Annotated in this window: 16 protein-coding genes; 5 read left to right on the top strand and 11 right to left on the bottom strand. The window is 69.5% G+C overall.

Annotation, left to right across the window (positions count from 1 at the left end; all coding sequences use genetic code 11):
* Positions 1 to 51 precede the first annotated feature (51 nt).
* The 9 genes from rpsG to DL519_RS33305 form a co-directional block, all read right to left on the bottom strand.
* Positions 52 to 522 carry a 30S ribosomal protein S7 gene (rpsG, locus tag DL519_RS33345; protein WP_168585508.1) on the bottom strand — a complete coding sequence of 157 codons (471 nt, stop codon included), beginning with the start codon at positions 520 to 522 and terminating at the stop codon, positions 52 to 54.
* Entirely contained in the window at positions 522 to 896 is a 375-nt protein-coding gene (gene rpsL / locus DL519_RS33340) for a 30S ribosomal protein S12 (RefSeq protein ID WP_009948619.1), read from the bottom strand. Before rpsL ends, rpsG begins: the two co-directional genes overlap by 1 nt.
* A gap of 486 nt (positions 897 to 1,382) precedes the next feature.
* Entirely contained in the window at positions 1,383 to 1,535 is a 153-nt protein-coding gene (locus DL519_RS33335) for a hypothetical protein (protein ID WP_190820734.1), read from the bottom strand.
* Positions 1,536 to 1,888: 353 nt separating this feature from the next.
* The gene (locus DL519_RS33330) at positions 1,889 to 3,532 is read right to left on the bottom strand and encodes a TNT domain-containing protein (RefSeq protein WP_190820732.1); all 1,644 of its coding nucleotides are present in this window, start codon (positions 3,530 to 3,532) and stop codon (positions 1,889 to 1,891) included.
* Positions 3,529 to 7,611, bottom strand: coding sequence for an ADP-ribosylglycohydrolase family protein (locus DL519_RS33325; protein ID WP_190820730.1), 4,083 nt, complete (start codon positions 7,609 to 7,611; stop codon positions 3,529 to 3,531). The genes DL519_RS33330 and DL519_RS33325 overlap by 4 nt, the downstream gene beginning before the upstream one ends.
* A gap of 19 nt (positions 7,612 to 7,630) precedes the next feature.
* Positions 7,631 to 10,210: a type VII secretion system-associated protein gene (locus DL519_RS33320; protein ID WP_223840405.1), complete on the bottom strand. Its 2,580-nt coding sequence runs from the start codon at positions 10,208 to 10,210 to the stop codon at positions 7,631 to 7,633.
* 53 nt (positions 10,211 to 10,263) lie between these two features.
* On the bottom strand, positions 10,264 to 16,299 hold the full coding sequence (locus tag DL519_RS33315; protein ID WP_190820726.1) for a scabin-related ADP-ribosyltransferase: 6,036 nt from the start codon (positions 16,297 to 16,299) through the stop codon (positions 10,264 to 10,266).
* Positions 16,296 to 16,604 carry an ESX-1 secretion-associated protein gene (locus DL519_RS33310; protein ID WP_190820724.1) on the bottom strand — a complete coding sequence of 103 codons (309 nt, stop codon included), beginning with the start codon at positions 16,602 to 16,604 and terminating at the stop codon, positions 16,296 to 16,298. Before DL519_RS33310 ends, DL519_RS33315 begins: the two co-directional genes overlap by 4 nt.
* 33 nt (positions 16,605 to 16,637) lie before the next feature.
* Positions 16,638 to 17,237, bottom strand: a complete 600-nt coding sequence (locus DL519_RS33305) for a YbaB/EbfC family nucleoid-associated protein (protein ID WP_190820722.1) — start codon at positions 17,235 to 17,237, stop codon at positions 16,638 to 16,640.
* A gap of 350 nt (positions 17,238 to 17,587) precedes the next feature.
* Here DL519_RS33305 and pdxR point away from each other — a divergent pair, with 350 nt between their 5' ends.
* The 5 genes from pdxR (at position 17,588) to DL519_RS33280 (ending at position 22,052) form a co-directional block, all read left to right on the top strand.
* Entirely contained in the window at positions 17,588 to 18,979 is a 1,392-nt protein-coding gene (gene pdxR, locus DL519_RS33300; protein ID WP_190820720.1) for a MocR-like pyridoxine biosynthesis transcription factor PdxR, read from the top strand.
* Positions 18,980 to 19,080: 101 nt separating this feature from the next.
* Complete coding sequence (locus tag DL519_RS33295) at positions 19,081 to 19,548, top strand: DUF6319 family protein (RefSeq protein ID WP_190820718.1); 468 nt, start codon at positions 19,081 to 19,083, stop codon at positions 19,546 to 19,548.
* 481 nt (positions 19,549 to 20,029) lie between these two features.
* Positions 20,030 to 20,470: a YbaB/EbfC family nucleoid-associated protein gene (locus DL519_RS33290; RefSeq protein ID WP_190820716.1), complete on the top strand. Its 441-nt coding sequence runs from the start codon at positions 20,030 to 20,032 to the stop codon at positions 20,468 to 20,470.
* Between the two features lie 2 nt (positions 20,471 to 20,472).
* Positions 20,473 to 20,826, top strand: a complete 354-nt coding sequence (locus DL519_RS33285) for a WXG100 family type VII secretion target (protein ID WP_190820715.1) — start codon at positions 20,473 to 20,475, stop codon at positions 20,824 to 20,826.
* Positions 20,823 to 22,052: a WXG100 family type VII secretion target gene (locus tag DL519_RS33280; RefSeq protein WP_190820713.1), complete on the top strand. Its 1,230-nt coding sequence runs from the start codon at positions 20,823 to 20,825 to the stop codon at positions 22,050 to 22,052. Before DL519_RS33285 ends, DL519_RS33280 begins: the two co-directional genes overlap by 4 nt.
* 91 nt (positions 22,053 to 22,143) lie before the next feature.
* On the opposite strand, the gene DL519_RS33275 is transcribed toward DL519_RS33280, so the two are convergent.
* Entirely contained in the window at positions 22,144 to 22,611 is a 468-nt protein-coding gene (locus tag DL519_RS33275; RefSeq protein WP_190820711.1) for a hypothetical protein, read from the bottom strand.
* Positions 22,612 to 23,062: 451 nt separating this feature from the next.
* A complete protein-coding gene (locus tag DL519_RS33270; protein WP_190820709.1) occupies positions 23,063 to 23,932 on the bottom strand; it encodes a hypothetical protein in 870 nt (289 codons plus the stop codon).
* Positions 23,933 to 23,997 lie beyond the last annotated feature (65 nt).

Genomic DNA, 23,997 nt, shown 5'->3' with positions numbered 1-23,997 from the left:
GGTGCAAGCTGTCGAATCGGTGCGCCGAGGCGGGCAAGAGCCGACCCGACATCACCAGCGGTAGTGCGCGAAGGCCTTGTTGGACTCCGCCATCTTGTGCGTGTCTTCACGCTTCTTGACGCTCGCGCCGAGACCGTTGCTCGCGTCCAGCAGCTCGTTCATCAGGCGGTCGACCATGGTCTTCTCGCGGCGCTGCCGGGAGTAACCGACGAGCCAGCGCAGCGCGAGGGTCGTGGAACGACCGGCGCGCACCTCGATCGGCACCTGGTAGGTCGCGCCACCAACGCGGCGGCTGCGGACCTCCAGGGTCGGCTTCACGTTGTCGAGGGCACGCTTGAGCGTGACGACCGGGTCGGTGCCGGTCTTCTCCCGGCAGCCTTCCAGCGCCGCGTAAACGATCCGCTCGGCCAGCGAGCGCTTGCCGTCCACGAGGACCTTGTTCACCAGCTGCGTGACCAGCGGCGCGCCGTACACGGGATCGGCGTGCAGCGGCCGCTTCGGGGCCGGACCCTTGCGGGGCATCAGCTCTTCTCCTTCTTCGCGCCGTACCGGCTGCGAGCCTGCTTGCGGTTCTTCACACCCTGGGTGTCAGCGGAACCGCGGATGATCTTGTAGCGCACGCCGGGGAGGTCCTTCACACGGCCGCCACGAACGAGCACGATCGAGTGCTCCTGCAGGTTGTGGCCCTCGCCCGGAATGTAGGCCGTGACCTCGATGCCACTGGTCAGCTTGACACGAGCGACCTTGCGCAGTGCCGAGTTGGGCTTCTTCGGGGTGGTCGTGTACACGCGGGTGCACACGCCACGCCGCTGCGGGCTCCCCTTGAGCGCCGCGGTCTTGGTCTTCGCGACCTTGTCCTGGCGGCCCTTACGGACCAGCTGCTGGATGGTGGGCATGGACCGGCTTTCTGTCAGCGTTCGCGTCTTCTGGTACTCGACCAAGCGGCCGCTCGTTCGAGCTTCGGCGTGCCCTGGCGTCGAGCACCTGTCAGGCACTGTGTTTCCGGACTCCTCCCGCACCACGAGGTCGGGCGTGTCGCCCACTCCTCGGCCTTTCGGCGCCGATGCGCCCCAATGGGAACGACCCCAAAGGGTTGTCGAGAGAAGTCCCACACATCCTCGGCGCTGGCGCGGTCTCAACCAGCGGCTGGCGACCACGTCATGCACGGGCATGCGGATCGACCCGATGGGTGTCGGGTCCGATAAACAAAGATACCTGCCCCGTTCTCAGAGGGTCAAAACGGGGTCCCCCTTGACCTGCTCGATCACCCGGCGCTGCGGTGGCGCCCATCGTGGGTGCGAGCTCACGTCTTCCTCGTCCCGACACTCTACCCACGGCGACAAGACCTTCCCGCCCGGCGAGATGGATCACATCGGGTGGCCTCAGGTGGGCCGCACCACGACGCACGGGGCGTGGCCGATCGGCCGGCCGGGCGCCGGTTGCTGCCACCGGATGCGGCCGTGGTCCTGGCGCAGCGGTCGCGGATCACCGTCCGGGCCGTCGACGACGACTTCCACCCCTGCGGCGTTGGCCACCGCCAGCGCCTCCGCGGGCGTCCTCCCACGAGGTCCGGACCGGCCGCGGATCGCCGCAGTAGACCGACGCCGGAGCGAACCGGTTCCGCGCCGCCGTGTGACCCGCGTCTCCGGACAACGCGAGCCGGCCGGCTTAGAGCCCTGTTGGTGAATGGTCTGGGCGGGTGGTCGCTTAGCGGAACCTGAGAGGTTCCCTGGACTGCGGGTGCCCCTCCTGATGTATGTCCAATACGCGGCGGAGGGGCCGTCCTCGCCAGAAAACCTCTCAGAACCCGCCGATGGTCGTCTTGGCAAGGTGAATGCAAGCGGCTACGCCGCTTCCAAAGGCGCGGACGGCATTCGCCGACAGGCTCTCAGACCTCGGCGAGCACGCCCTCCGCGACCAGCGACTGGACGTCGGCCGGGAGGACGAAGGCGGTGCCGCCGCCGACCTGCCCGAAGTCCGGCTTGGCCACCCCGGAGACCACCCGGAGCGCGGTGACCACCCGGTACCGGCGGTACTCCCCGGCCGGTTGCTGCGGCGGGGCGGACCGCTGCGGCAGCGTCGTGCCCGCTACGAAGACCGTGTTGCCCGCCGGGTCGCCGAACCTGTCGACCTCGTCGCCCGCGCGCAGGTCGACGAGGAACTTGTCGTCGTAGGCGTCCAGCGGCGGCTCGCCGGGCAGCGGCCGGATCGGGCACTCGAAGTCGGCCAGCGGCTCGTCGGGCGCGCGCAGGAACAGGTCGCGGGTCAGCGCCATCGCGCCGACCAGGTGCGCGGCGGCCCCGAACGGCTCCGGGAACCGGGACTTGTTCTTGACCTCGCCGTTGTCGACGCAGAACACCGACCACCAGCCGTCGAGCTCGCGGAGCATGGCCCAGCCGCCCTCGACGGGCTGCTCGAAGCTGTAGAACCGGCGGCTCATGCCCATCGCGCCGATGATCGCCCCGGCCAGCTCGATCGCCTCGGCCGGCGGGACGTTCTCCAGGGTGTCGGCGTCGGCGCCCAGCACCAGCGCTTTCGCCTCCGCCGCGGCGCGCTCGGCCACGGCTTCCGGCGGCCGGTGGCCGTTGCGCCGGATGTGTTCGAGGAAGTCGCGCGGCGGCGCGATGTCGTGCGCCTCCAGGTAGTAGGCCATCGCCAGCGGCCACACCCAGGCGCCGTCGGTGTGGAACTGCTTCGGCACCTCCGGCGGGCGCTGCGGGTCCACCTCATCCGGCGAGGTGCCGGGGGCCGACAGGAGGATCTCGCCGCCGAAGAGGTAGTCGAGGACCATCTGCTTCTCCGCCCACGGCAGCGCGGGCCGGTGCGCCACCGGGCGGTCGTCGGCGTCGCGGCCGTCGAAAACCTGGACCATCCGCACCGGGCCGGGCTGATCTGAGTTGCCGCGGTTGTTCGCGTGGTGCCGCCACGCGGCTTCGAGCAGCCAGTCCGCCGCGGTCGTGCAAGGGAAGAAGCGCAGCTCGTCGTAGGACCCGCGGAGGTCCTCGCCCGCGCGAGTCCACTGTGGTGCGTCGTGCCCGGTCCGGTAGTCGGCGCCGTCGCCGCTGATGGCGAGGCGCGCGGAGGTCCACGCGCCGGTCTCCGGGCGGTACTCGACGTTGCGCAGCCGGCGCAGCGCGTCGACGACCTCCTGCGCGGGGATCCACTGGTGCTGTTCGTCGGTGGTCACCGTCGCGGTGATCTCGATCCTGGTGCCCAGGGCCGTGCAGTTCACCTGGGCCTCTCGCCAGCCTTCCGGCAGCGCGGCGGCGACCACGTCCTGCAGCGCACCGACCAGGTCCCGCTGCAGCGCGGACCGGTCCGGCACCTGGCCGAAGGCGGCGGGCGCCGGGAACTGCGGGCGCACCGGGTGGGCGTCGTCCTCCTGGTCGAAGAACACCGCGGTCACCTGCTCGACCGGGATCGGGTCCGGGCTGCCGTCGACCCGCACCGCGCCGTCCAGCAACTCGGTCATCAACCGCAGCTCGCTACCGACCGCGCAGTGCGTGCCCCAGATGTGCGTCCCGAGAATCACTTGTCCTCCCCCTCGAACGTTTCAGCGTGGACGCGACCGCTGATTCGCCGGGGCGCGGGCTTGGGCGCCGGGAACTCGGCGACAGGCAGCGCGGTTTCCGGCATGGCCGACCACTGCGGACGGACCGGGTAGCGCTCGTTCCAGTCCTCGTCGGACGGCGGCTCGATGGCGGCCGGGCCCGGCTGGAACGCGCCCTGGCCGAACTCGGCGACGCAGTCCAGCGCCATCTGCTCGACGACATCGCGCAGTTCCAGCTCGGCCAGCCAGTCGATCGGGAGCGCACTGACGCCGAGCAGCGCGCCGACGATGTTCCCGCAGATCGCGCCGGTGGAGTCGCTGTCTCCGTCGTGGTGCACGGCGATCCGCAGCGCGAGCTCGACGTCCTCGCCGCCGGCCAGCGCCGCGCACACGGCGATGGCCAGCGCCTCCTCGCCGACCCAGCCGCCGCCGAGGGTTTCGGCGACCTGCTGCGGCGTCGGCACGCCCGCCTCGGCCAGGCCCACGGCTGCCTTCAGCATCGCGCTGGTCTCTTCGTGGTCCTCCCAGATCTCCAGGACCTGCAGGGCCAGCCACACCCCGTCGTCGAGGCCGCGGCCGAGCAGCGCCTGCTGGACGATCACCGCGAGCGCACCGGCGGACTGGTAGCCGGCGGGGTGGCTGTGGGTCAGCGCGGCGGTGCGGGCCGCCAGCCGGAACACCTCGGCGGGATCGGTGGAGCACAGCGCGACCGGGGCGGCGCGCATCACGCCGCCGCAGCCCTTGGAATCGTTGATCTTCTCGGTGAACGAGCCGGCCGGGTGGCCGTCGCCGAACCGGGCCAGCGCACGCCACACGGTCTTGCCGGGGGCGCGGGTCTGGAACAGGCCGGGCACCTCGATCAGCCAGCCGTCCGGCGCCGGATAGTCGCCGAGGAACCGCCCGGCGGCGGCATCCCAGTCGATGCCCTGCGTGTGCAGCCAGCGCTGGTAGGCGAGCTGCACCTCGGGCAGCGGGTCCTCGGAGCCGAGCATCCGGTCGGCGACGCTGCCGCGGATCAGGCCTTCGGCGGTGAACAGCGTCATCTGGGTGTCGTCGGTGATCGCGCCGTGCACCCCGTACGCCTCGCGCAGGCCGCTCGGGCCGTCGGGGCCGATGCGCTTGGAGATCTCCTCGGCGCTGATGAACTCCAGGTCGGAGCCGAGGGCGTCGCCGAGCGCCCCGCCGAGGAAGCAGCCCAGCACCCGCTCGGTGAGGGACGGAGCGCTGTCGGCGGGGCGGTCGGCCTTGGCGTGCTCGCCGCGAACGATCGGCGGCACCGCCGGCACCGCCGGCACCGCTTCCGGAAACTTCGGCTCTGCGTCGGCGGATTCTTCCTGCTGCTGGAGCCCGGCGTCCGGCTGCACGGATCCGGCGACCTCGGCCGGCTCGACCTCTCCGGTTCCAGTCGGCTCGGCTGCCTTTGACCAGGCAATGGCCCTAGCTGGGATGTGGTCCCCGACGTCAGCAGCGCCCGTGGGTCCGGACTCGCCGGCCCCGGTTGCCTCCACCGGCTCGACGTCTTCCGCGACTGCCGCTAGCGGGTCGACGCGGCGAGCGATGTGATCGACGTTCGACGGCTCTGTACTCCGGGTTGCCTGCCCCGGCTCGGCTTCAGCGGTGGCCGACTCTGGCGAATCGACGTCAGCACTCCCCCGCGAGACGCGGCCCGCGACGACGTCGTCATCGACATCCGACAGCCCGGACTCTGCGTCCGCATCCGGCACGGGCTCATCAGCACTCGGTCGCTCGACCGCCGCCACCGGTTCGGTCCCGGCGGCATCCGCGAGCTCGACCGCCGCGCCGATGTCCTCCGGCGCGGTCTCCGCGACCGGCAGGACCGCTCCGTTCACCTTCGGCAAGGCGGCGAGCACGTCTGCTTCCGGCAGGACCGATCCGGCAGCTTCCGGCCGGTACTCCTCGGCGGTGATGCCTGCCGGTGCGTCGGATTCGACCTGGTCCGCCCCGGCTTCGAGCTCGTTGGGGGCCGTCTCGAACTCGGTTGGTCCGAGGTCGATCGGTTCGCGCGCGGGCGGCTCCATGTCGACCGGCTCTCGCTCCGGCGCCGGCTGCGAAACGGCGGGCGGCTCGGCTTCGAGTGGATCTCCGGCGGAGGAAGCCGGGACGACGTCCTCCGCAACGAGTCCCAGCGGCGCGGACATCTCCGGCTCGGCGACCGCCTCTTCGACCGCGCTGCCAGCGAACTCCGCGAACTCCTCGGACGCGGCGATTCCTGGTTCGGCGGCAGCGCGCTCCGCGGACCCCGGTTCGGCGGCTGCGACCTCGGGCGCCCTGGGCGCTGCTTCGGCTTCGTCGTCGGCAGGTCGCGACGCGAACGCCGTAGCGGCGGCGATGTCGTCGGCCCCAGGCACGACGATCGGCGTGAAATCCGGCTCAGCCGCTGCGGAAACGGCCTGCGGACGCTCCTCGGAAACCGGCTGCTCCCGCTCTTCGACCGATGCCGAGCGGGCCTCGTCCCGGGGCTTGACCGGCGTCGTGAATCCCTCGGCCCGAGCCGCGACCTCGGCCGCCGCGCTGGAGGTGGCAAGCGGCGGGAACGCCCCGATCTGCGGCTCCCGTTCGAACTGCTCCGGGGCGACCGCCTCCGCGGGAGCGTCGATCGTCGGGAATACCGGGGTGGTTTCGACCGGTGCTTTGGCCGACAGCAGGTGCGGCACCGGGATGGGCCCGGTGCTCGACGGGTCGGTCGCCGCGAATTCCACCGGCTCCGCCGGGGTTTCGGCCCGGGCCGCCGGGAAAGTCGGCGCCCCGATGTTCGCCGCGCGCGTGCTCTGCGGTGGGATGCCCTGCGGGGGCGTGTCGGCGGCATCCGACGACGCCGTGATCGCCGGCATGATCATGGTCTGCTCGGCGGAGCCTTCGACGGTGTTCGGCGAGCCGCCGGCGAGTTCCCGGGGACCAGCGAGCCGCCGCGGGTTCGGCGAGTACCGCTGCGCCCACTGCGGCGGCGGTGGCGGCGCGAAGGCTTCGGTGGCGTCCGCGCAGAGGATCTCGATGACCTCGCGCAGTTCGAGTTCGCCCACCCACTGCGCGGGAATCCCGCTCGGCCCGTAGATCGCTCCGGCGAGCTGCCCGGCCAGCGCACCGGTGACGGCGCTGTCGCTGGACTGGTTCACGGCGACCCGCACCGCGTCGGCGAAGTTCCGGGTGCTGCCCACCGCGGCCAGCGCGATGCCGAGTTCGCCGGGCTTGTCCTCGGTGTCGAATTCGATGTCGATGTCCGATGGGGAGGGACGAATGCCCCGCTGCCCGACGAACATCGCCGCGTGCACGGTCCGCCGGACGTCGGCGGGAACCTCGCGGACCTGGTAGGCGCTGCCGAGCCGGTTGCGGTCGGATGCGGTCACGGCGTCCCACAACGGCACCCCGCGGATCAGCTGCGCCAGCACGTCACCGTGCATGCCGGCCGCGCTGATCGTGTTCGGCGCGGAGGTGAACAGGTTCGCGGTCGAAGCGCCGGTCGAATACACGGCCTCCGGCACGTTCGACCACACCATGGCCGGCGCCGCCCAGGCAACGCAGTCCGCCAAACCGTCCGCACCGGTCGGGGGCCGGAGCAGGCCGTCGGCGCCCAGCGGGGACCGCCGGGCCATCCGCCCGAGCAGGGCGATCGCCGCGCCGTCCGGGTTGCGGGTCGAGTACAGCTCCGGCCGTTCGAGCAACCAGCTGGTGGGCGCGGGTTCCGCCGACAGGTACGCCGACATCGCGTAGTCCCACGGAACGCCCTGGGTATGCAGCCAGCGCAGGTAGTTGGTCAAGACGAACTCCGTGGGCAACCACCCGTTGCCGCCCGGGTTGGCGGCCTTCGCGCGCAGCAGGGCTTCCAGGGTGAACACGGTGAGCTGGGTCAGATCGGTGACCGCGCCGCGCCGCCCGTACACGGGCAGGTAGTCGACGACGCCCTGCGGCCCGAACCACTGCTGGATCTCGGCGGTGCTCGTGCCCCGCACGCCAGCCCCGAGCGCGTCGCCGACGGCCCCGCCGAGCATGGCGCCGCGGAAACGCTGCGCCCACGACAGCTGCGGAGGTTGGGCGTCGGTCATCGCGATGTCTCCCTCGTGGTCACCAGGCGGGGTACCGCCGGGTCCACCCCGGATCGGTCGGCGGCCCGGGGCTGAACTCGACCAGCGCATCCTTGGCCAGCGTCTCGACGAGCTCGCGCAGCTCCAGGGACGCGAGCCACTCCTGCGGAACGGCCCGTGCCCCGTGAAGCGCCCCAGCAATGTTGCCGCACACGATCCCCGTGGAATCGGAGTCCCCCGAGTGGTTCACGGACAGCAACAAGGCGTCCCGAAGGTTATCCGTGGCCAGCACGGCGTAGAGCCCGATCGCGAGTGCTTCTTCACCGACCCAGCCCTGACCGAGTGTGTCCTTGATCTCCTCGGGAGTGACGGCGCCCTTCTTGGCGAGCTCGACGGCGGCGTCGAGGAACTGCAACTGCTCCTCGTGCCCCCGCCACCGGAGCAGCAGATCCCGCGCCATCCGAACGCTTTCCGGCAACGGCACGTCGCGGATGAGCTGGTGAACGATCACCGCGAGCACTCCGGCGGAGAGGTAGCCGCTGGGGTGGCTGTGCGTCAGTGCAGCGGTGCCGACCGCGGCGTAGAAGACCTCGGCAGGATCGTTGGACCACACCGCGACCGGGGCGGCGCGCATGACACCGCCGCAGCCCTTGGAGTCGTTGATCTTGAACTGCGGGTTGGCGTGCTGATGCGTCTGCGCGAACTTCGCGAGGGCGGACATGCAGGTGCTACCCGGAGCCCGCGGGCTGAACAGCTCGGGGTGCGTGATCAACCACCCGTCGGGCCGCTGCAGATGGCGCGCATAGGGGCCACCTGCCTGCGCCCACGGCTGGTTCTGCGTGTGGAACCACCGCTGGTAGGCGTGCTGCACTTCGGGAACGGGATCGTTGTCGGTCGGATTGATCCGCCGAGCGACGTGAGCCCGGATGAGCCCTTCGAGGGTGAAGAGCATCATCTGCGTGTCATCGGAGATCTGCGCAACACCGTCCCGAAGCACCGGAGCCGTGAGCCCGGAATCCCCGTGGTTCCGCCGAATCATCCCGATGTCATGGAACTCGATGGCGTACCCAAGCGCATCCCCCATGGCGCCGGCAAGCATCGACCCGATGAACCGCTCGGGGGGGTCGATTGGCTTCGGAGCAGGATGACCAGGCGTGGACTGCGCTTGCTGCGACTGGGGCACTTGCCCGACGTGTTCCCGCTCCGGCCCAACCGGGAACACGTCGTATTTGGCGCGATATTCGTCGATGGCGAACTCGCTGTCCACCTCGCTGGTGACGGTTTCCCACACCTTGTGCACGAAGTGGACGTGCTCGGGGTCGCTCTCGGAGCGCACGCGGTACGCCAGCCCGATGTCCTCCGCGTGAACCGGATCGGCCAGTACGCCGATGTCGGTACGGGCGCGATCGATGGCCTGAGCAGGGGAAGTGATGGAAGCCAGCGGCTCCGGATCCAGCTTCCACGGCGGCGGCTTGCGCGGATCGATACCGATCTGCTCGGCGACCTGCGCTCGCAGAGCATCCGGAAAGTCCCTCGCGCACGACCTCAGCGGTCTACGGAGGTCGTACCGCCGGTGCTCGCGGAGGTCGGCCATCACCCACGGCGTGATGGCTTCGGCAATCCGGTTGGCGAGCACGATCGCACGCGTCTGCAAGGGCATCGCGCGCAGGTGCTCCACATAGAGATGGTACACGAGCCCATCCACGAGCTCTGCACGGTCCAGGTCCACATCGGACGGAACCTGCGGGCTCAGCGCCGACCGCAGGAGCGCCAGCACCCGCGTCCCTTCCTCCTCCGCCGCGATGATCACGCTGATGCGATCACTGCCGTTGTACAGGGGGTCGGCGGCGTTGAAAACCGCCGCCGCCGCGAGCACGTCCGGATCGGTGACCCCACCCTTGACCAGCACTTCGACGGCGGTGATCCCAAGCTCAATGGCACGGCCGCGTTGGGGTGTGATCTCGCTGAGCTTTCCCCATTGGGCCACCACCTGCTCGATCGCCGTGAACGTCGGCTCGTCGACCAACTCGGCAAGCCGCGCACTCTCCTGTACCCAAAACGCTGGGCCGACATCGAGCCCGCCCGTGGAGTTGTCCACGATTAGGCCGTTGTTTCGCAACGCAGCCACCAAGTCCGCAACCGGGAACTGCGCCTGCAACTCAGCACTCCCGTTGACCGCTAGGATTGCATCCGCCGGGAGCGCCTTCAACAGCCTGGGCAGGTACATCGGCTTCGCGTACACGTCCTCGGGCACCAGACCGGAAGCGGTGTAAGCCACCAGACGAGGACCATCCGGGGCTTTGAGCAGCATCAGGTGCCCCTCCGGCGTTACCAGGACGGGCAACACCGCCTTGGCGATCAACTGGAGGAAATTGTTCTGGCCGATTCGACCGGACATCGCCCAGCGCATCCCTCGGTCGATCCAATTCGCCGGCGGCCCCGCGCGCTCGACCGGCGAAGGCCGGTAGTCGGGATTGGCCTGGTATTCGCCAATCTCACCGTTGTCGTCAACCGCGAACGCACCCTTGATCGCATGCGCCGGCACATCGCCATTCGGATCGTACATGCTGTCAATCACATACAAATAGCCCCCACGCTGCTGCCTAGCCGATTCCCGCATCCCCGGCGTGATCGGCGGCGCGTCGCCTGCCTGCTCATTCTTCGACATACTCATCAGCCCTGAAGGTTCTTGTAGTAGTAGGGGTTGTAGTAGGTTCCGAGCAGCTCCCCAGTTTCAACGTCGTAGACGTCGCATGACGGTATGTACCGGTAGTCAATTCCGCCGACGAAGCCCACTTCGAGTTCGCCCGTGTCATGACCCAAGCTACTCGACGACGAATTGAAATCGATACCGCCCGCCGCGTCGATCTGGTACACGAACGCGAATTTGTTTCCTGCTCCCCTTGCCATATTAATGGCTCGGTCGCGCGCGTACTCCTCGCTGCGGGTGGTGGAAACCAGACCGCCGCCTTGGCCTTGGTTCCCGTCAAAGTGCTTGTCGAGACTGAGCTCATTGCTTTTCGCCTGGAAACCGACCTGCTTGCCCCAGATCTCGTTGGGATGACGAAGGTCACTGCGATATAGCCCATCAGTGTCGGTGCGCCAACGCAGATCCTTGGTCCGATGCCCCTCGCCCAAAAGGTCGCGCTCGACAGCTTGTTGGTCCATCCCGCCGCTGTCAGCCATGCTGCTGAACGGGTCCTTGCTGTTCGGCGCGGCGACCGGCTGAACAGATGTGTCAACTTCAAAGACCTGTTGGCCGGGCCGGGGCTTCTGCGGCCCTAGCTCCTTGTCAATTTCACCTTCAATCCAATCCAGCATCTCTGGGTCGTCGTCGCCCAGCCGGCGGTAGTACTGCTCTCTAAGATGCTGGCGTGCTTCGGATGTTCCCTTTGGGTCCGCCGGAACGTAGCCGCCTTTGGCCCGTCCATCGCCGACGCCCGTCGGATCGAAGTCACTCTTGACACTCCCCCCGGAGCCCGTCGGAGCGGAGCCACCATCCGCACGTCCACCAGAGCCCGTCGGACCGTAGCCGCCATCCTGACGGGTCCCCATCGGACCGTAGCCACCGTCTGGACGTCCACCGGAGCCCATCGGGCCGAAGCCGCCCTCAGTACGACCACCGGAACCCATCGGGCCGAAGCCACCATCGGCACGTCCCCCGGGCCCCATCGGACCGTAACCCTCGCCGGGGCGTGGGGCATGCGGCGGCGGAGCGTTGTAGTCGGGTCGCGGATGGTGCGCCGGTCCTTGCGGACGACCGTCCGGACGCGGAGTTCCCGGTGGCGGGCCTTGCCGCGGAGCGTGCGGCGGCCCAGCAAGCGGCTGCTGGCGCCCGTGCGGGGCGTTCGCCACGGGCGGTTGCTGCATCGGCTGTCGGGGCGGTCGCTGATGCGTGCCTTGCGGCTGCTGTCCGGCGTGCGGCGCTACAGGTTGCTGTGGATGCTGCCCCGCATGCGGGAGGCCGTGCGGACCAGGAGCAGGCCGTCCAGGGTGCGGGGCAGCCGGTTGCTGATTGTTTGGGTGTTGCGGGGCCTGCGCGGCAGGCTGCTGGTGCATCGGCTGTTGGTTCGGCCGTTGCTGAACCGCCGGGTGCTGTCCGAGTTGCTGGTGTGGTGCGTTTCCGGACTGCGCGGCCGTTGGCCGGGGCGCCTGCGGTTGCGGCGACTGACCTGTGTGTGAAGGCGGGTTGGCCGGGCTCGCATGCGGCGTTTGTCCGGCTTGCGGGGCTTGATGGGGTGCCGCCGGTGGCGGGGCCTGGTTGGGGACGAACTGGCCGGTGTTCCGGTCGCCGTAGCCCTTCGGTTCCCATTGGTGGGTTTGCGGGTGGTACTGCCCGAGGTCGTGGTAGCCGTTTGCGTCTCGGTGGACCGGGACCCAGCGTCCGAGCTCGTCCGTTCGGCCATGCGCGATCCACTCGCCGTTGGGCTCGTAGTGCCCGTTGGGCACCAGGTTGCCGTTGGCGTCGGGGTGTCCCGGCACCCAGCGTCCGAGGTTGTCGACCTGCCCGTGCGGGATCCACCTGTTGAACGTGTCGTACTCGCCGTGCGGCACGAACTCGCCGTTCGGCAGCACGTGGCCCTGAACCGTCGTGCCGTAGTCGTCGAGCCGGGAGTGGAATCCGCCCCAGCCCGGGCCGCCGGGATGGTGGAATTCCTTGGCAGGTGGCGAAGAGCCGCGTTGGTGGGCTGCGTCGGCTTGGTGGCCGAAGCGGGCCCATTCCGGTTCGTGGCCCGGGGGGAACGGGCTTTCGTGGACCGCCTTCGTGCCGTCCGGGCTGAAGCTGACCCACTCGCCCGGCTCGTCGAAGCGCGGTTGGGGCGTGCCGGAGGCATCCGGGTGGAACTCTGCTCGGCTGCCGCTCGCGTACATGTTGCCGAAGTTGTCGACCCAGGCGTCCTTGTTGGGCGCGAGGACCTCTACGCCCAGTTCCTTCGACAGCTGCTGGGCGAAGTTCGGGGAGCCGTCCGGCAGGTCGGCGCCTGTTTGGCAGGACAGCAGGCGCACCGGTGCGCCTTCCTTGTAGCCCGGCGCACCCTTGATGATCTCGGCGAGTTCCTTGGCCGAGAGTTCCTTGCCGTTGAACGACACGCCGTTCGGGCTGCCGTGCACCTCGACGGTGAACCGCTTCGGGTCCACCGACGGCCGCGGCATGCGCTGGGCGAAGTCCGCGCTGCCGTAGTAGCCCTGGCGGGAGTGCCGGATCATCGAGAGGCCGGAATCCGTGTTGCGGATCCCGGTGTACTTCCCGCCGAGTTTCTCCCGCAACTCGGGGGAGACGTCCACCCCCTTGTGCTCGAGGATGCCGTTGTTCCAGCGGTGCTCGAACGGGTTCTCCGGCGGCCTTTCGGCTGCCATGGACTCCGATGTGGAGCGCGGCGGGGCTTCCGGGGCCGGTTCCGGGGCCTGCGGTCGGTCCGGCTGGTGGTAGCCGAGCGATTCCGCGCGGATCCGGGCGTCCTCGGCCACCCGCTGCTGCCAGCCCGGACCCCAGTGGCGGAAGCCCTCGCCCTTGACGTGCGCGAAGTCCTCGTGCTTGACGTCGGCCCACTTGTAGCGGTCGGTGTCCGGGTGCCGGACCGCTGCTTGCGGGTGGTTCACCCGCGGCGCATCCACGTGCGGCGCATCCAGGCGGGGCGGAGCGGCGAAGCGGGGCGCGTGCGAAACGTCGGGGTGCGCGCCTTGAGGCGTGTGCTGGCGCGGATTGGCCGGGTCGTTGACGCGGGACGGGGCTTCCGGCTGCCGTTGGCGCGGCATCTCCGACCCGTTGAACCGTCCATTTCGGACAGGACCGTCGGGGTGAGCCGGTCCGTTCGCACGGGACGGGGCATCAGGACGTGCCGAACCGTCGGGACCGTCCGGACGTGCGGGGCCGCTGGGACGGGACGGCGCCTCCGGGTGTGCCGAACGGTCGGGACCGTTCGGCCGCGGTTCGCCTGGCTGTCCTAGGCCATCCGGACGGACGGGGTTGCTGGGCCGGGCTGGCACGTCCGGCCGCACCGGCCCGTCGGGACGAGCCGACCCGTTCGGCGCGCCCGGACGAGCCGGGCCGTTCGGACTATCCGGACGGACCGAGCCATTCACGCTGTCAGGACGAGTCGACCCGTTGGGGCGGCTTGGGCCATCCGGGCGCATCGAGCCAGGCGCGTCGGGGCGCGCATAACCGTGGGGGCCAGCCGGACCATTCGGCCGGGCCGGGGCATCCGGGCGCGCCGAGGCGTTCGGGGCATCCGGCTTCACCGGGCCGTTCGGGCGGGACGGAGCGTCCGGGTGTGCCGAACCGCTGGGACCGTTCGGCCGCATCGGGGCGTCGGCACGTGCGAGACCGTTCGGGCCCGCCGGGGCGTCGGGATGCCCTGGCCCGTGCGTCCCTACCGGTCCGCCCGGACGGGCCGGCCCTGCCGGGCCGTCGACCCTCCCCTGCCCTCCGGGCCGTGCTCCGCCTGGGTGGCTCGGCGCGTCCGGCTTCGCCGGTCCGCGGCTCGCCGGGGTGCCCTCCGGGCCGCGTGGCCGCGGCGCCTCGGGGCTGCGCCCGCTGGGCGTGCTTCGCCCGGCTGCGCCGGGGCTGCCGGGGGTTCCCGTCCAGCCGCCACCCGATCCCGGGCGGCCGCTTCCCGGTGCGGACGCCCCGCCGGTTCCGCCTGGCGCGCCCGCGCCCCCGACGGCTCCGCCGCCGGACGCGGGCTGATCGGGCCGCGCCGAGGGGGCGTTGGGGGGCGGTGCGACGAAGCCCGCTTCCGGCGGTCGGGCCGGCGCGTCGACGCTGGCCGTCGACGTGTTCGCCGGGGTGCTCGGCGGACGGTTCGCAACATCCGGGCCGTGCGAACCCGAAGCACCGAAACCGCCGCTGGTAGGCGCCGGTCCGCCACCCAGGCCGAAACCACCACCGCCGGGAGCCGGCCCACTGCCCGAACCGAAGCCGCCTCCACCGTGAGGCGATCCGCCGCCGGAACCGAAGTTCGCGGCAGAGCCACTCCCGGTCGAGGCCGGTCCGCCTCCCGCATGCGAACCACCCGCCGGAGCGCTGTCCGGAGCCGAGGCGACGCGCGGGCCGCCCTCCGGAACAGCGGGGCCGTGGGAGCCGCTCGGCCCGCCGTGCTGCGGCCCACCACCCGAACCACTGTCCATTGAGGACGAGCCACGCGCCGTATCCGCCGAGCGCGTGTCGGAAGCGGAGGACGATTCCGGGGCGTGCGAACTGGATTCGGCACTAGCCCGCGGGGAATCGGAGCTGCTCGGCGAACCAGAACCATCGCCGGATCCGGAGCCGCCGTGCGAACCCGAACCGTTCGGCGACGAACCCGAGCCACCGTGCGGGCCCGCGCCATCCGGCGAACCGGCAGAACCCGAACCGCCGGAACCGGAGTCACCGTGCACGGATCTGCCAGCGTCAGAGCCACCGTGCGAGCCCGAGCCACTTTGCGAACCAGAATCACCGGAACCAGCGTCGCTGTGCGAACCCAAACCCCCGGGGCCGGAATCTCCAGAACCAGAGCCGCTGGTGCCGCTGCCGCTGGTCGACGTGGAACCCGAGCCGGTCGAACCGCTGCCCGCAGAACCTGAAGTCGAGCCGCTGCCCGACGAGCCCGCACCGTCACCCGACGTGCCGGACCCCGATCCCGCACCGTCGCCGGACGTACCCGAGCCGGTCCCGGAAGAACCAGTCCCCGACCCATTGCCGGAAGAGCCAGAACCACGACCTGTCCCGCTCCCCGAGCCGCCGTCGCCGTCCGAGCCGCTGTCGCTGTCCGAACCGCCGCCGGGGTCCGGGCCGCCGAACTTGGCATTGTGCTTGCCGACCACGTCGGTGCCGAAGACGTCGTCGACCTTCTTCCAGGTCTTCTCCGCCAGCTTGTCGCCCAGTTTGCCTGCGACGTCCAGCTTGTCCGCGACCTTGCCGACGCCTTCGGCAGCTCGCTTCCCCATCTTGCCGAGGGCCTTCATGATGTCGCCGAAGACCTCGACCAGTTTGGCCAGCTTCGGCGCCACGTTGCTGATCGTCTTGATTAGCTTGGTGACGATCTTGGTGATCTTGGAGACCGTCCTGGCGATGAAGGACACCGCCTGCGGCACCACCCAGGCCAGCGAGACTCCTGGCGGGGCCAGCGCTTCCAGGGCGTAGGTGATCAGCCGCGAGATGCAGTCGGCGACGAGGTCGCGGACGAATTCCCGGACGAACGAGACGACCTCGCCCATCACGGTCACCACGGTGCTGATGGTGTTGGCGAGCTCCGATGCGCCGGCGAGGGCTTCGCCCTTCTCCACGGCGTGCTGCCGGTAGGCGTCGCCTGCCGCGCCGGTCCACTGGTCCGTGTCCGCCTTGACCGCGTCGTTGTACTGGGTGGCGGCCTCGCCCACCGCCTTGGAGACGTTCGCCCAGGTCTCCCCATATGCCTTGACACCATCCGGGTCGCCGGCGAACCAGTCCAGCGCCTCCTTCAGCGGCTCGACGTGCTCGATCAGCCACGACAGGCCGTAGGACAGCAGGGTGCCGATGGGGTCGGTGGCGATGCTGACCGCTTCCATCACCAGGCCGCCGTAGGCCAGGCCGGACTCGACCCAGCTCGAACCGTCGTTCAGCGACGCGACGTCGTTGATGGACTCGGCGATGCCGATACCGGTGCCCCACCCGGCGTCGCCGGTACCCGCGGTCAGCGGACCGGGCCCGTCCGGGTTCTCCTTCTGCTGCGCGACGAGCGGGTTGCTCATACCTCGATTCCGCCGATCACGTCGCTGCCCGAGTCGTCGGCCGCCTGGTAGTCCTCGGCGGCACCGCGCACGTTCTCGGCGACCTCCCGCATGGCCGCGACGGCCTTCTGCAGGGTCTCGACGCCGTGCTGCTCCACCGGGTCGAGCATCCAGGCGAAGGGGCGGCACAGGATGCCGTACGCGTCGTTGTCCAGCGAGACCTGCTGCGACGCGTCCACCGCGACGTGCAACTGGTCCACCACACCGTCCACTTTGGACGCATGGGTGCGCAGGTTCTCAATGACGACGTTCATCTCGTCCGGCATCTCAAAGGGCCCCTCAGGTCAGGCACGGCACGGTCAGCGCAGGAAGGAACCGCTGCCGAAGTCTTCGTCGAAGTCGTCCGGGCCGCGCCGCGACGGCGGCCGCTGCGGCAGCGTCGGGGGCTGCGGGGGCGTCGGGGGCTGCGGGGGCGTCGGGGGCTGGCGCCGCTGCTGCGGTTCCTCGTAGTCGTTCTCGACCTTGTACCGCATCTCTTTCAGGCCGGACCCGCCCTGCTGCGGCTCGTCGTCGTCCTCCGGCGGCTCCGGGAAGTACTTCCGGGCCTGCCCCAGCACGTGCTGCGCGGCGGAATCTTCGAGGCCGACGGTGCCGGCGACCGCCTGCTGCATCAGCTCGGGAACCTTCGCCTGCGCGGTCTGCACGGCGCGCATGATCTCGGTGGCCAGCTTCGCCATCGGACGGTTGCTGGCGCTCTCGGAGAGCTGGAGGTTCTGCAGGATGCCGGCGGAGTTGATCGTCACCTCGATCGCGCCGTCCCGGGAAGTCTCCGTGACCGAGATCTGCTCGATCTCCTGCTGCATCCGGCCGAACTTCTCGGCCTTCTCGGTGGCCCGCTCCTGCCACTCGCGAACCATCCGCTCAGCCGCGCCGATGTCGCGTCCGAAGTCCTCAGGCAACCCGTCCCCCGACTCGCTCCGCCGCGCACCGGCGGGAACGCTGCGACACCATCCGGCGACTGCGCGCGATCCCCAAGCTCTGGCACAGCTTTCCTTCTCGATCTCGTCCTGCGGCGGGAACCGTATCAACCGGAAGCACGAGGTCGCGCCGGATCTACCGAATTCCCGTGTCACAACGATCACGACGGGGAAGCACGGCCCGTATGTCCGGAAAGCACTGCTGGTCAGTGCCCGTGAGCGCTTTTCAGCGCTATAGCACCCAAAACCACTCACGGGCACTGGCCTGCGGAAACGGCCTGATCACCCGAAGGTCCACGTCCGAATGGCGCGCTTCGGTAGGGTCGGGTGCTGTGACAGCCGGATGGTCCACGTCGCTGGATCTGCACCTGGATCGGGTGGGCCGCCCCGACAGCCGCAAACTGGCCGAGGCTCTGCGCACCGCGATCCGCGACGGCCGCCTCCCGGCCGGCAGCCGCGTCCCCTCCACCCGCGCCCTGGCCACCGATCTCGGCGTCGCCCGCGGCACCGTCACCCGCGCCTACGACCAGCTGGTCACCGAGGGCTTCCTGCTGTCCCGCCAGGGCGCGCCCACCACCGTCGCCGAACGGCTGGCGAGCCCGGACCCAGTCGCCGCCCCGCCCGGCCCGGAAACCCCCGCGCCGCACTGGGACTTCCGCCCCGGCCGGCCGAACCTCAGCTCCTTCCCGCGCCGGGACTGGCTGGCCGCCAGCCGCCGCGCCCTGCAGACGACCCCCGCCGGCGACCTCGACTACGGCGACCCGCAGGGCCATCCGGCGCTGCGCGACGCCCTCACCGACTACCTCGCCCGGGTCCGCGCGGTGGCCACCACGCCGGACCGGATCATCATCTGCAACGGCTACTCCCAGGCGTTGTCGCTGCTCAGCAAGGCCCTCTACGACCAAGGGCTGGACTCGATCGACTTCGAGGACCCGTCCCTGCCCCAGCTGCGCGCGATCCCGGCCGGCCTCGGCATGGCGGTGCGCGGCGTGCCGGTCGACAGCGACGGCATCGACGTCGCGCAGCAGCTCAGCCGGGCCGTCGTGGTCACCCCGGCGCACCAGTTCCCGCTCGGCACCACCATGAGCTCGGCCCGGCGGACGGAGCTCGTGCAACTCGCCAAGGCTGATGACCGGCTGATCATCGAGGACGACTACGACGGCGAGTTCCGCTTCGACCGCCAGCCGATCGGATCGCTGCAGGGCATGGCACCCAACCACGTCGCCTACGCGGGCACGGCCAGCAAGACCCTCGCCCCCGCCCTACGGCTCGCGTGGCTGGCGCTGCCGCCGCAGCTGGTGACGCCGGTGCGCACGCTCAAAGAGCACAGCGGGCTGCACGCCCCGCTGTTCGAACAGCTGGCCATGGCGGAACTGATCCGGTCGGGAGCCTACGATCAGCATGTCCGCCGATCGCGCGCCGTGTACCGGAGGCGACGCGAGCAGCTCCTCGATGCGCTGAGCGGTATGCGCGCGAACCACCGGCCTTACCCGGCCGGGATCTCGGCCGGACTGCACATCACCTTGCAGCTTGATCCGGAGGGACCGACTGAGCGAGAAGTCCTGACTCGGGCGCGGAAGCATTCGGTGGACCTCGAAGTGCTCGGGCCGCACTGGGTCGCGCCCGGCGAGCATCCGCCGGGTGTGGTCATCGGCTACGCCGCCCCCGCGGAGCACGCCTTCCGCCCCGCGCTGCAAGCATTGGTCACCGTTCTGCAGCGGTGACCCGATCGGGCGCCACCGCCGCGTCGCCCACATGTCCGCACACCGGAAGGGGAACACCTGTTCTATTCTGGTTTCCCCGCCGCGACACACAGGAGACAGAGTTGACCGAAGAGCAGACCAGCACCGAGCAGACCGCGCCGATCCAGCCCGAGCAGGCCGAGTCGACGCAGCCCGAGTCGACGCAGCCCGAGTCGGCCCAGCCCGACACCCAGTCGCAGCCCGAGTCGGCGCAGCCCGAGGCCGCGCCCGCTGAGGCGGCGAAGAAGCCGCGCGCCCGCAAGCAGAGCGCCGTCAAGAAGACCCGCACGGTCGAGCTCACGCTGACGGTCACCGGCACGGCCGATGGCGAGTGGCAGGCCGACCTGATGCACGCGGGCAAGCGCATCGTGCAGGGCCTGCCGGTCGCGGCGGCCGCGGTGTCCAAGGCGGCCGCCGAGCTGCACCAGGACATCTCCGACACGATCGAGAGCGTGATGAACGAGGCGCGCCAGCAGCACGAGGCGAAGCTCGCCGAGCTCGAGGCCGAGGTCGAGCGGGTCCGCAAGGCCCTCGCCGAGCTCGAATCCTGACAGCTGCGAGAAGCAGGGCATGCCGTGCCGGCCCCTCGACGACACGGCATGCCTCGCTGCAGCCCTGACCTCGTCGGCTCCGTCGCCGACCGAACTACCGCGGGGTAACCCGCGCGGTGGTGACTCGCAGACGCGGCAGAAGCGCCGCAACTCCGGTTCTGACCGGTCGATCAGGCCCAAATGCTACGCCGCACGACCGGTGCCTCCCGGGGCACGAACGCCCGCCCGCGGGCCGTTGCACCGAAATGCGGTGCCGTTGGCCGAGAACTGTGCGCAGCAGTCAGGAAAACGGCGGCCGCGACGCCAGTGAATAGCTTTCACATATCAGGCACCGATCTTCAGCCTCAATGACCAGCCGATACGCCTGGATCGGAAAGGCTGCGCGAACTCCGGAGTTTTTCGAATACTCGCCCCGCCTAGCCCACTGATCGACGAAGATAGCCGATCAGAACCAATCAGCACTGGGCCGAGGAGGCGAATCATGGCGGCGGATCTGGACGATCTGCAACGCAAGCTTGACGCGCTGAAGGAAGCTGGACGCCGAGCCGAAGAGCAGATGGGCGACTTCAGCCGGATGCGCGAGCAGATCAGCCAGCTCCAGGCTGCTGCCACGTCCGCGGACCGGTCGGTCACCGTCACCGCCAGCCCCGGCGGCGTCACCGACATCCAGTTCACCCAGGACGCCCTGCACCTGTCCCCCGCGCAGCTGTCCAGCACCGTCATGAGCACCCTGCAGCTCGCGATCGCCGAAGCCGCCCGCAAGCAGGCCGAGGTCGTGCAGGAGTACGTGCCGGACAGCGACGTGCTCGAACGCGTGAGGCGCACCCAGGACGAGCTGTTCGGCAGCCACGCCGAGCAGCCGCAGCAGGCGCCGGTGGACGACGACGAGGCGCCGGACTCCTTCCTCGACGGCGGGCGGTGACCATGCCCGGGTACAACGCTCCCGCCGAAGCGATCATGCGCTGCGGCGGCAATGTCGGCGGGATGAACGCCGACGCAAAGTCCATCAAGGACAAGGCCGCCGGGGCGGAAGTCCCGGAGGTCTCCTGGGGCCTGCTCGGCCTCGCCACCACCTACAGCTCCTACCGCGAGCTGCTGGACAAGTTCAAGCAGCACCTCGACGAGATGGCCGAAGGGCTGACCAAGGCCGGCGAGGACCTGACCGAGTGCGGCAAGGACTACCAGGCCACCGACGAGTCGATGGCGGAGATGCTCGGCAAGATCATCGGTGACATCGGAAAGACCGCTGGCGGCGGTGGCGGAGGTGGTTCCTGGTGACCAGCAACGCGGAAGCGATCAGCGAGAACAGCGCGCTCAACCGGACTGCCTCGCCGGTCGACGCCTCGGCGTTCGGGAAGCTGCCGTTCGTCAAGGACATCATCAAGGCCAATGACGACGCCGGCAAGGGCGACGTCGAGGCGCTCAAGGGCGACATCGAGAGCTACCTGTCCAGCGCGACCAGCTTCGCGCTGGACCCGATGGGCTTCCTCATCGGCACCGGCGTCGAGTTCGTGATCAACTTCGTGGCCCCGGTGCGGGACGCGATCCAGCTGGTCACCGGCGACAGCGAAGCCCTGGCCAAGGGCGCGGAAGCATTCGCCGGCGTGCAGGGCGAAATAGACAAGCTCGCCGAGAACCTGACGAACCAGCTGGACGGCGAGCTCACCGGCTGGGACGGCGAAGCCGCCGACGCCCTGCGCAAGAAGATGGCCAAGTTCATCGACGGCGTGAAGGCCACCGGCGGCCAGGCCAACAACCTCTCGCAGCTGCTCCAGATGAGCGGCACGATGATGGAAGCCGCCGAGGGCGTCATCAAGGGCATCCTCGCCGACTTCCTGACCTGGGCGATCACCACCTGGATCACGGCAACGGCCTCGGCGGGCCCGACCTTCGGCGGCTCCATCGCCGCGGCCACCGCGGTCACCACGGCCGAAGCGGGCATCACCTGCGCCCGAGCCGCCCAGCAGATTCAGAAGATCACCAAGATCATCGGCCACATCATGGATGTGATCACGGCGATCAAGGCGATCCTCAACGCGATCCGCATCTACGAGAGCGTCAAGCAGATCACCGACGGGAAGCCGGGCGGAGACGGCGGCAAGAGCCCGGCCGACATCGGCAGCCAGATCCTCGGCGGCGTGTCGAAGGAGACCGCCGACGAGCGCAAAGTCGTGGACCAGCTCGGCAAGGGATTCCAATCCGAAGCCGAGGACCGCGGCTACACCGTCGACGACAAGTCCGGGCACGTCACGGAAATCGACAACGACGGCAACATCACCGAGCGGAACGAGGCTGGAAGAGTCGTTCCCGACGCCGACGGCAACCCAGTCACCTATCAACGAGAGGATCCGTCCTACGGCGGCAAGGACTTCGCCAAGTCCGGCTTCAACCAGGTGGCCGGTGGCCTCGGCTCCGCCGCTGATGCCCTGGAGAAGCAGGCCCAGGGAGGCGGTTTCACCGACGTCCCGCCGGACGAAACGATCAGCGGCGACCTCAACTGGTGAACCAGCTGATCCAGTGACGAGTGAAGGGCACCCTTGCCCGAAACTGGACACACGACTATGCCGGTCAAAGGTGCCCTTCACTCGGAAAAGATCAGCTGAACGGAAGTTGCAGCTGCGGCAAGGGGACGTGCTGGCGGTCGGCCTCTGCGCCAGCGGGGTCCTGGAACGCGGCGGGCGGAATCCAGCGCCGGATCTCCTGGGCGATTCCGAAGAGGTCGTCGAGCACAGCAGCGTCCTTGAAGTTGCGGCCGCACCAAACGATGAGCTTGCGGCCGGACAGCCGGAAGTGCACCTTGCCCAGCGCCGTGTTCGTCCCCGGACCGCGCCCCTCGTTGTACAGCCAACGCGTGCGATCCATCGTCACCACTGAGCGCACGTACTCCGGCGGGGCCCCGGAGGCGTGGTAGATGTTCAACGCAGCCGGCCCGATGTCGACACCGTCGCCCTGAATGACGTTCTTGGAGCGGTTGAAGCTGAACAGGTCGGCGACGTCGGAGAGCTTGTCCCGCTTCTCGTCCAGCACCAGCTCCGGAACCGGTGACGGCAGTTCCAGGACCACCGCACCGCAGGTCAATACCCCGCTTGGTCGTCTTCGACGCCGTGCTCAGATGCATGCCCACGCCCGGCGAATAGTAGGAATCGCCGGGACTGGAATTCTTCCGGGTGTAGTCGATGTGCACCGCCAACGCGGGCATCCCCTGGTACAGCCCGGCCATCAGCAGCGGCACGGACTTGCGCCGGTACTTGTGAAACGGCGGGCCGGGCAACTGGTTCAACACGTTGTCCGGCACGTTCCAGGCAACCCGCCAGCCGAGCCGTTGTGCCCAATCCACGACCGGCACTCCCGGTCGTCCCGGTTGGTTCATCCCCGCCTCCCATCCCCGCCTCCCATCGCCGTCGCACACCGTAGCCGCCGAGCGCCCGCGATCCAACCACGCCTGAGCAAGTGATTGTGAAGGGCACCTTTGCCTGGCATGGCTGGCATAGCTGGCCAAAGGTGCCCTTCACGATCAGCCGAACGGGAGCTGAAGCTGCTGCAAGGGGATGTGCTGGCGGTCGGCCTCTGCGCCTGCGGGATCTTGGAAGGCGGCGGGCGGAATCCAACCGGTCAGGAAGTTCGCCCAGCCGAGCAGATCATCGATCGCTCTCGGGTTGAACAGCCATTCGCCGACCCAGCACATCACCTTGCGCCCTGAGAACCGGAAGTACGGTCTGGGCTGAACATCTTTGCCCGCATAAGTCGCGAACGACTGGTAAAGCCAGTGCAGGCGTTCCGGGGTTACCACGGCTCGCACGTATTCCGGGCTGGCGCCGGAAATGCTGTACGTGAACGCATCCGTCGATCGGCTCGAGTCGCCGATCTGTACGGTCGCGATCGGCTCCCCCTGGGAGTTCCCCTTGGAACGGCCGAAGCCGAGCAGCCCAAGCAGCCCTCCCTGCTTTTCGCGCCGCTGGTGGACCAGGAGCTCCGGGACCGGCGACGGCAGCTCCAGCACCGCAACACTGGTCATCGAAGTCGCAGTGCCGGACTTCGACGTGGTGACCTGACGGTCGGTAGTGGTCGAATAGTACGAACCGGTCGTCGCCGTGTACTTATACGAGTTCGCGATCTGCACCACCAGCGCAGGCATGCCTTCGTGGAGACCCGCGAGCAACAACGGAATCGCCCTCTGCTGGTAGTCGTGGAACGGCGGCCCGGACAACTGGTTGAGAAAGCTCTCCGGCACGTCCCGCGCGATCCGCCAACCGCGCTGCGCCACCCACTGCTGGAACGGATCACCCGCCATCGGAGGCTGCATCGGCTGCCCCGGCATCGGTTGCTGCCACGGCTGCTGTCCCGGCATCGGTTGCTGCCACGGCTGCTGTCCCGGCTGGTTCATCCTCGCCTCCCATCACCGTCGCACACCGTAGCCGCCAAGCGCCCACCAACCAACAACGCCTGATC

It is taken from the genome of Saccharopolyspora pogona, from assembly GCF_014697215.1.
Taxonomy (GTDB): Bacteria; Actinomycetota; Actinomycetes; order Mycobacteriales; family Pseudonocardiaceae; genus Saccharopolyspora; species Saccharopolyspora hattusasensis.
This window is presented reverse-complemented; position numbering and strand designations above follow the sequence as displayed.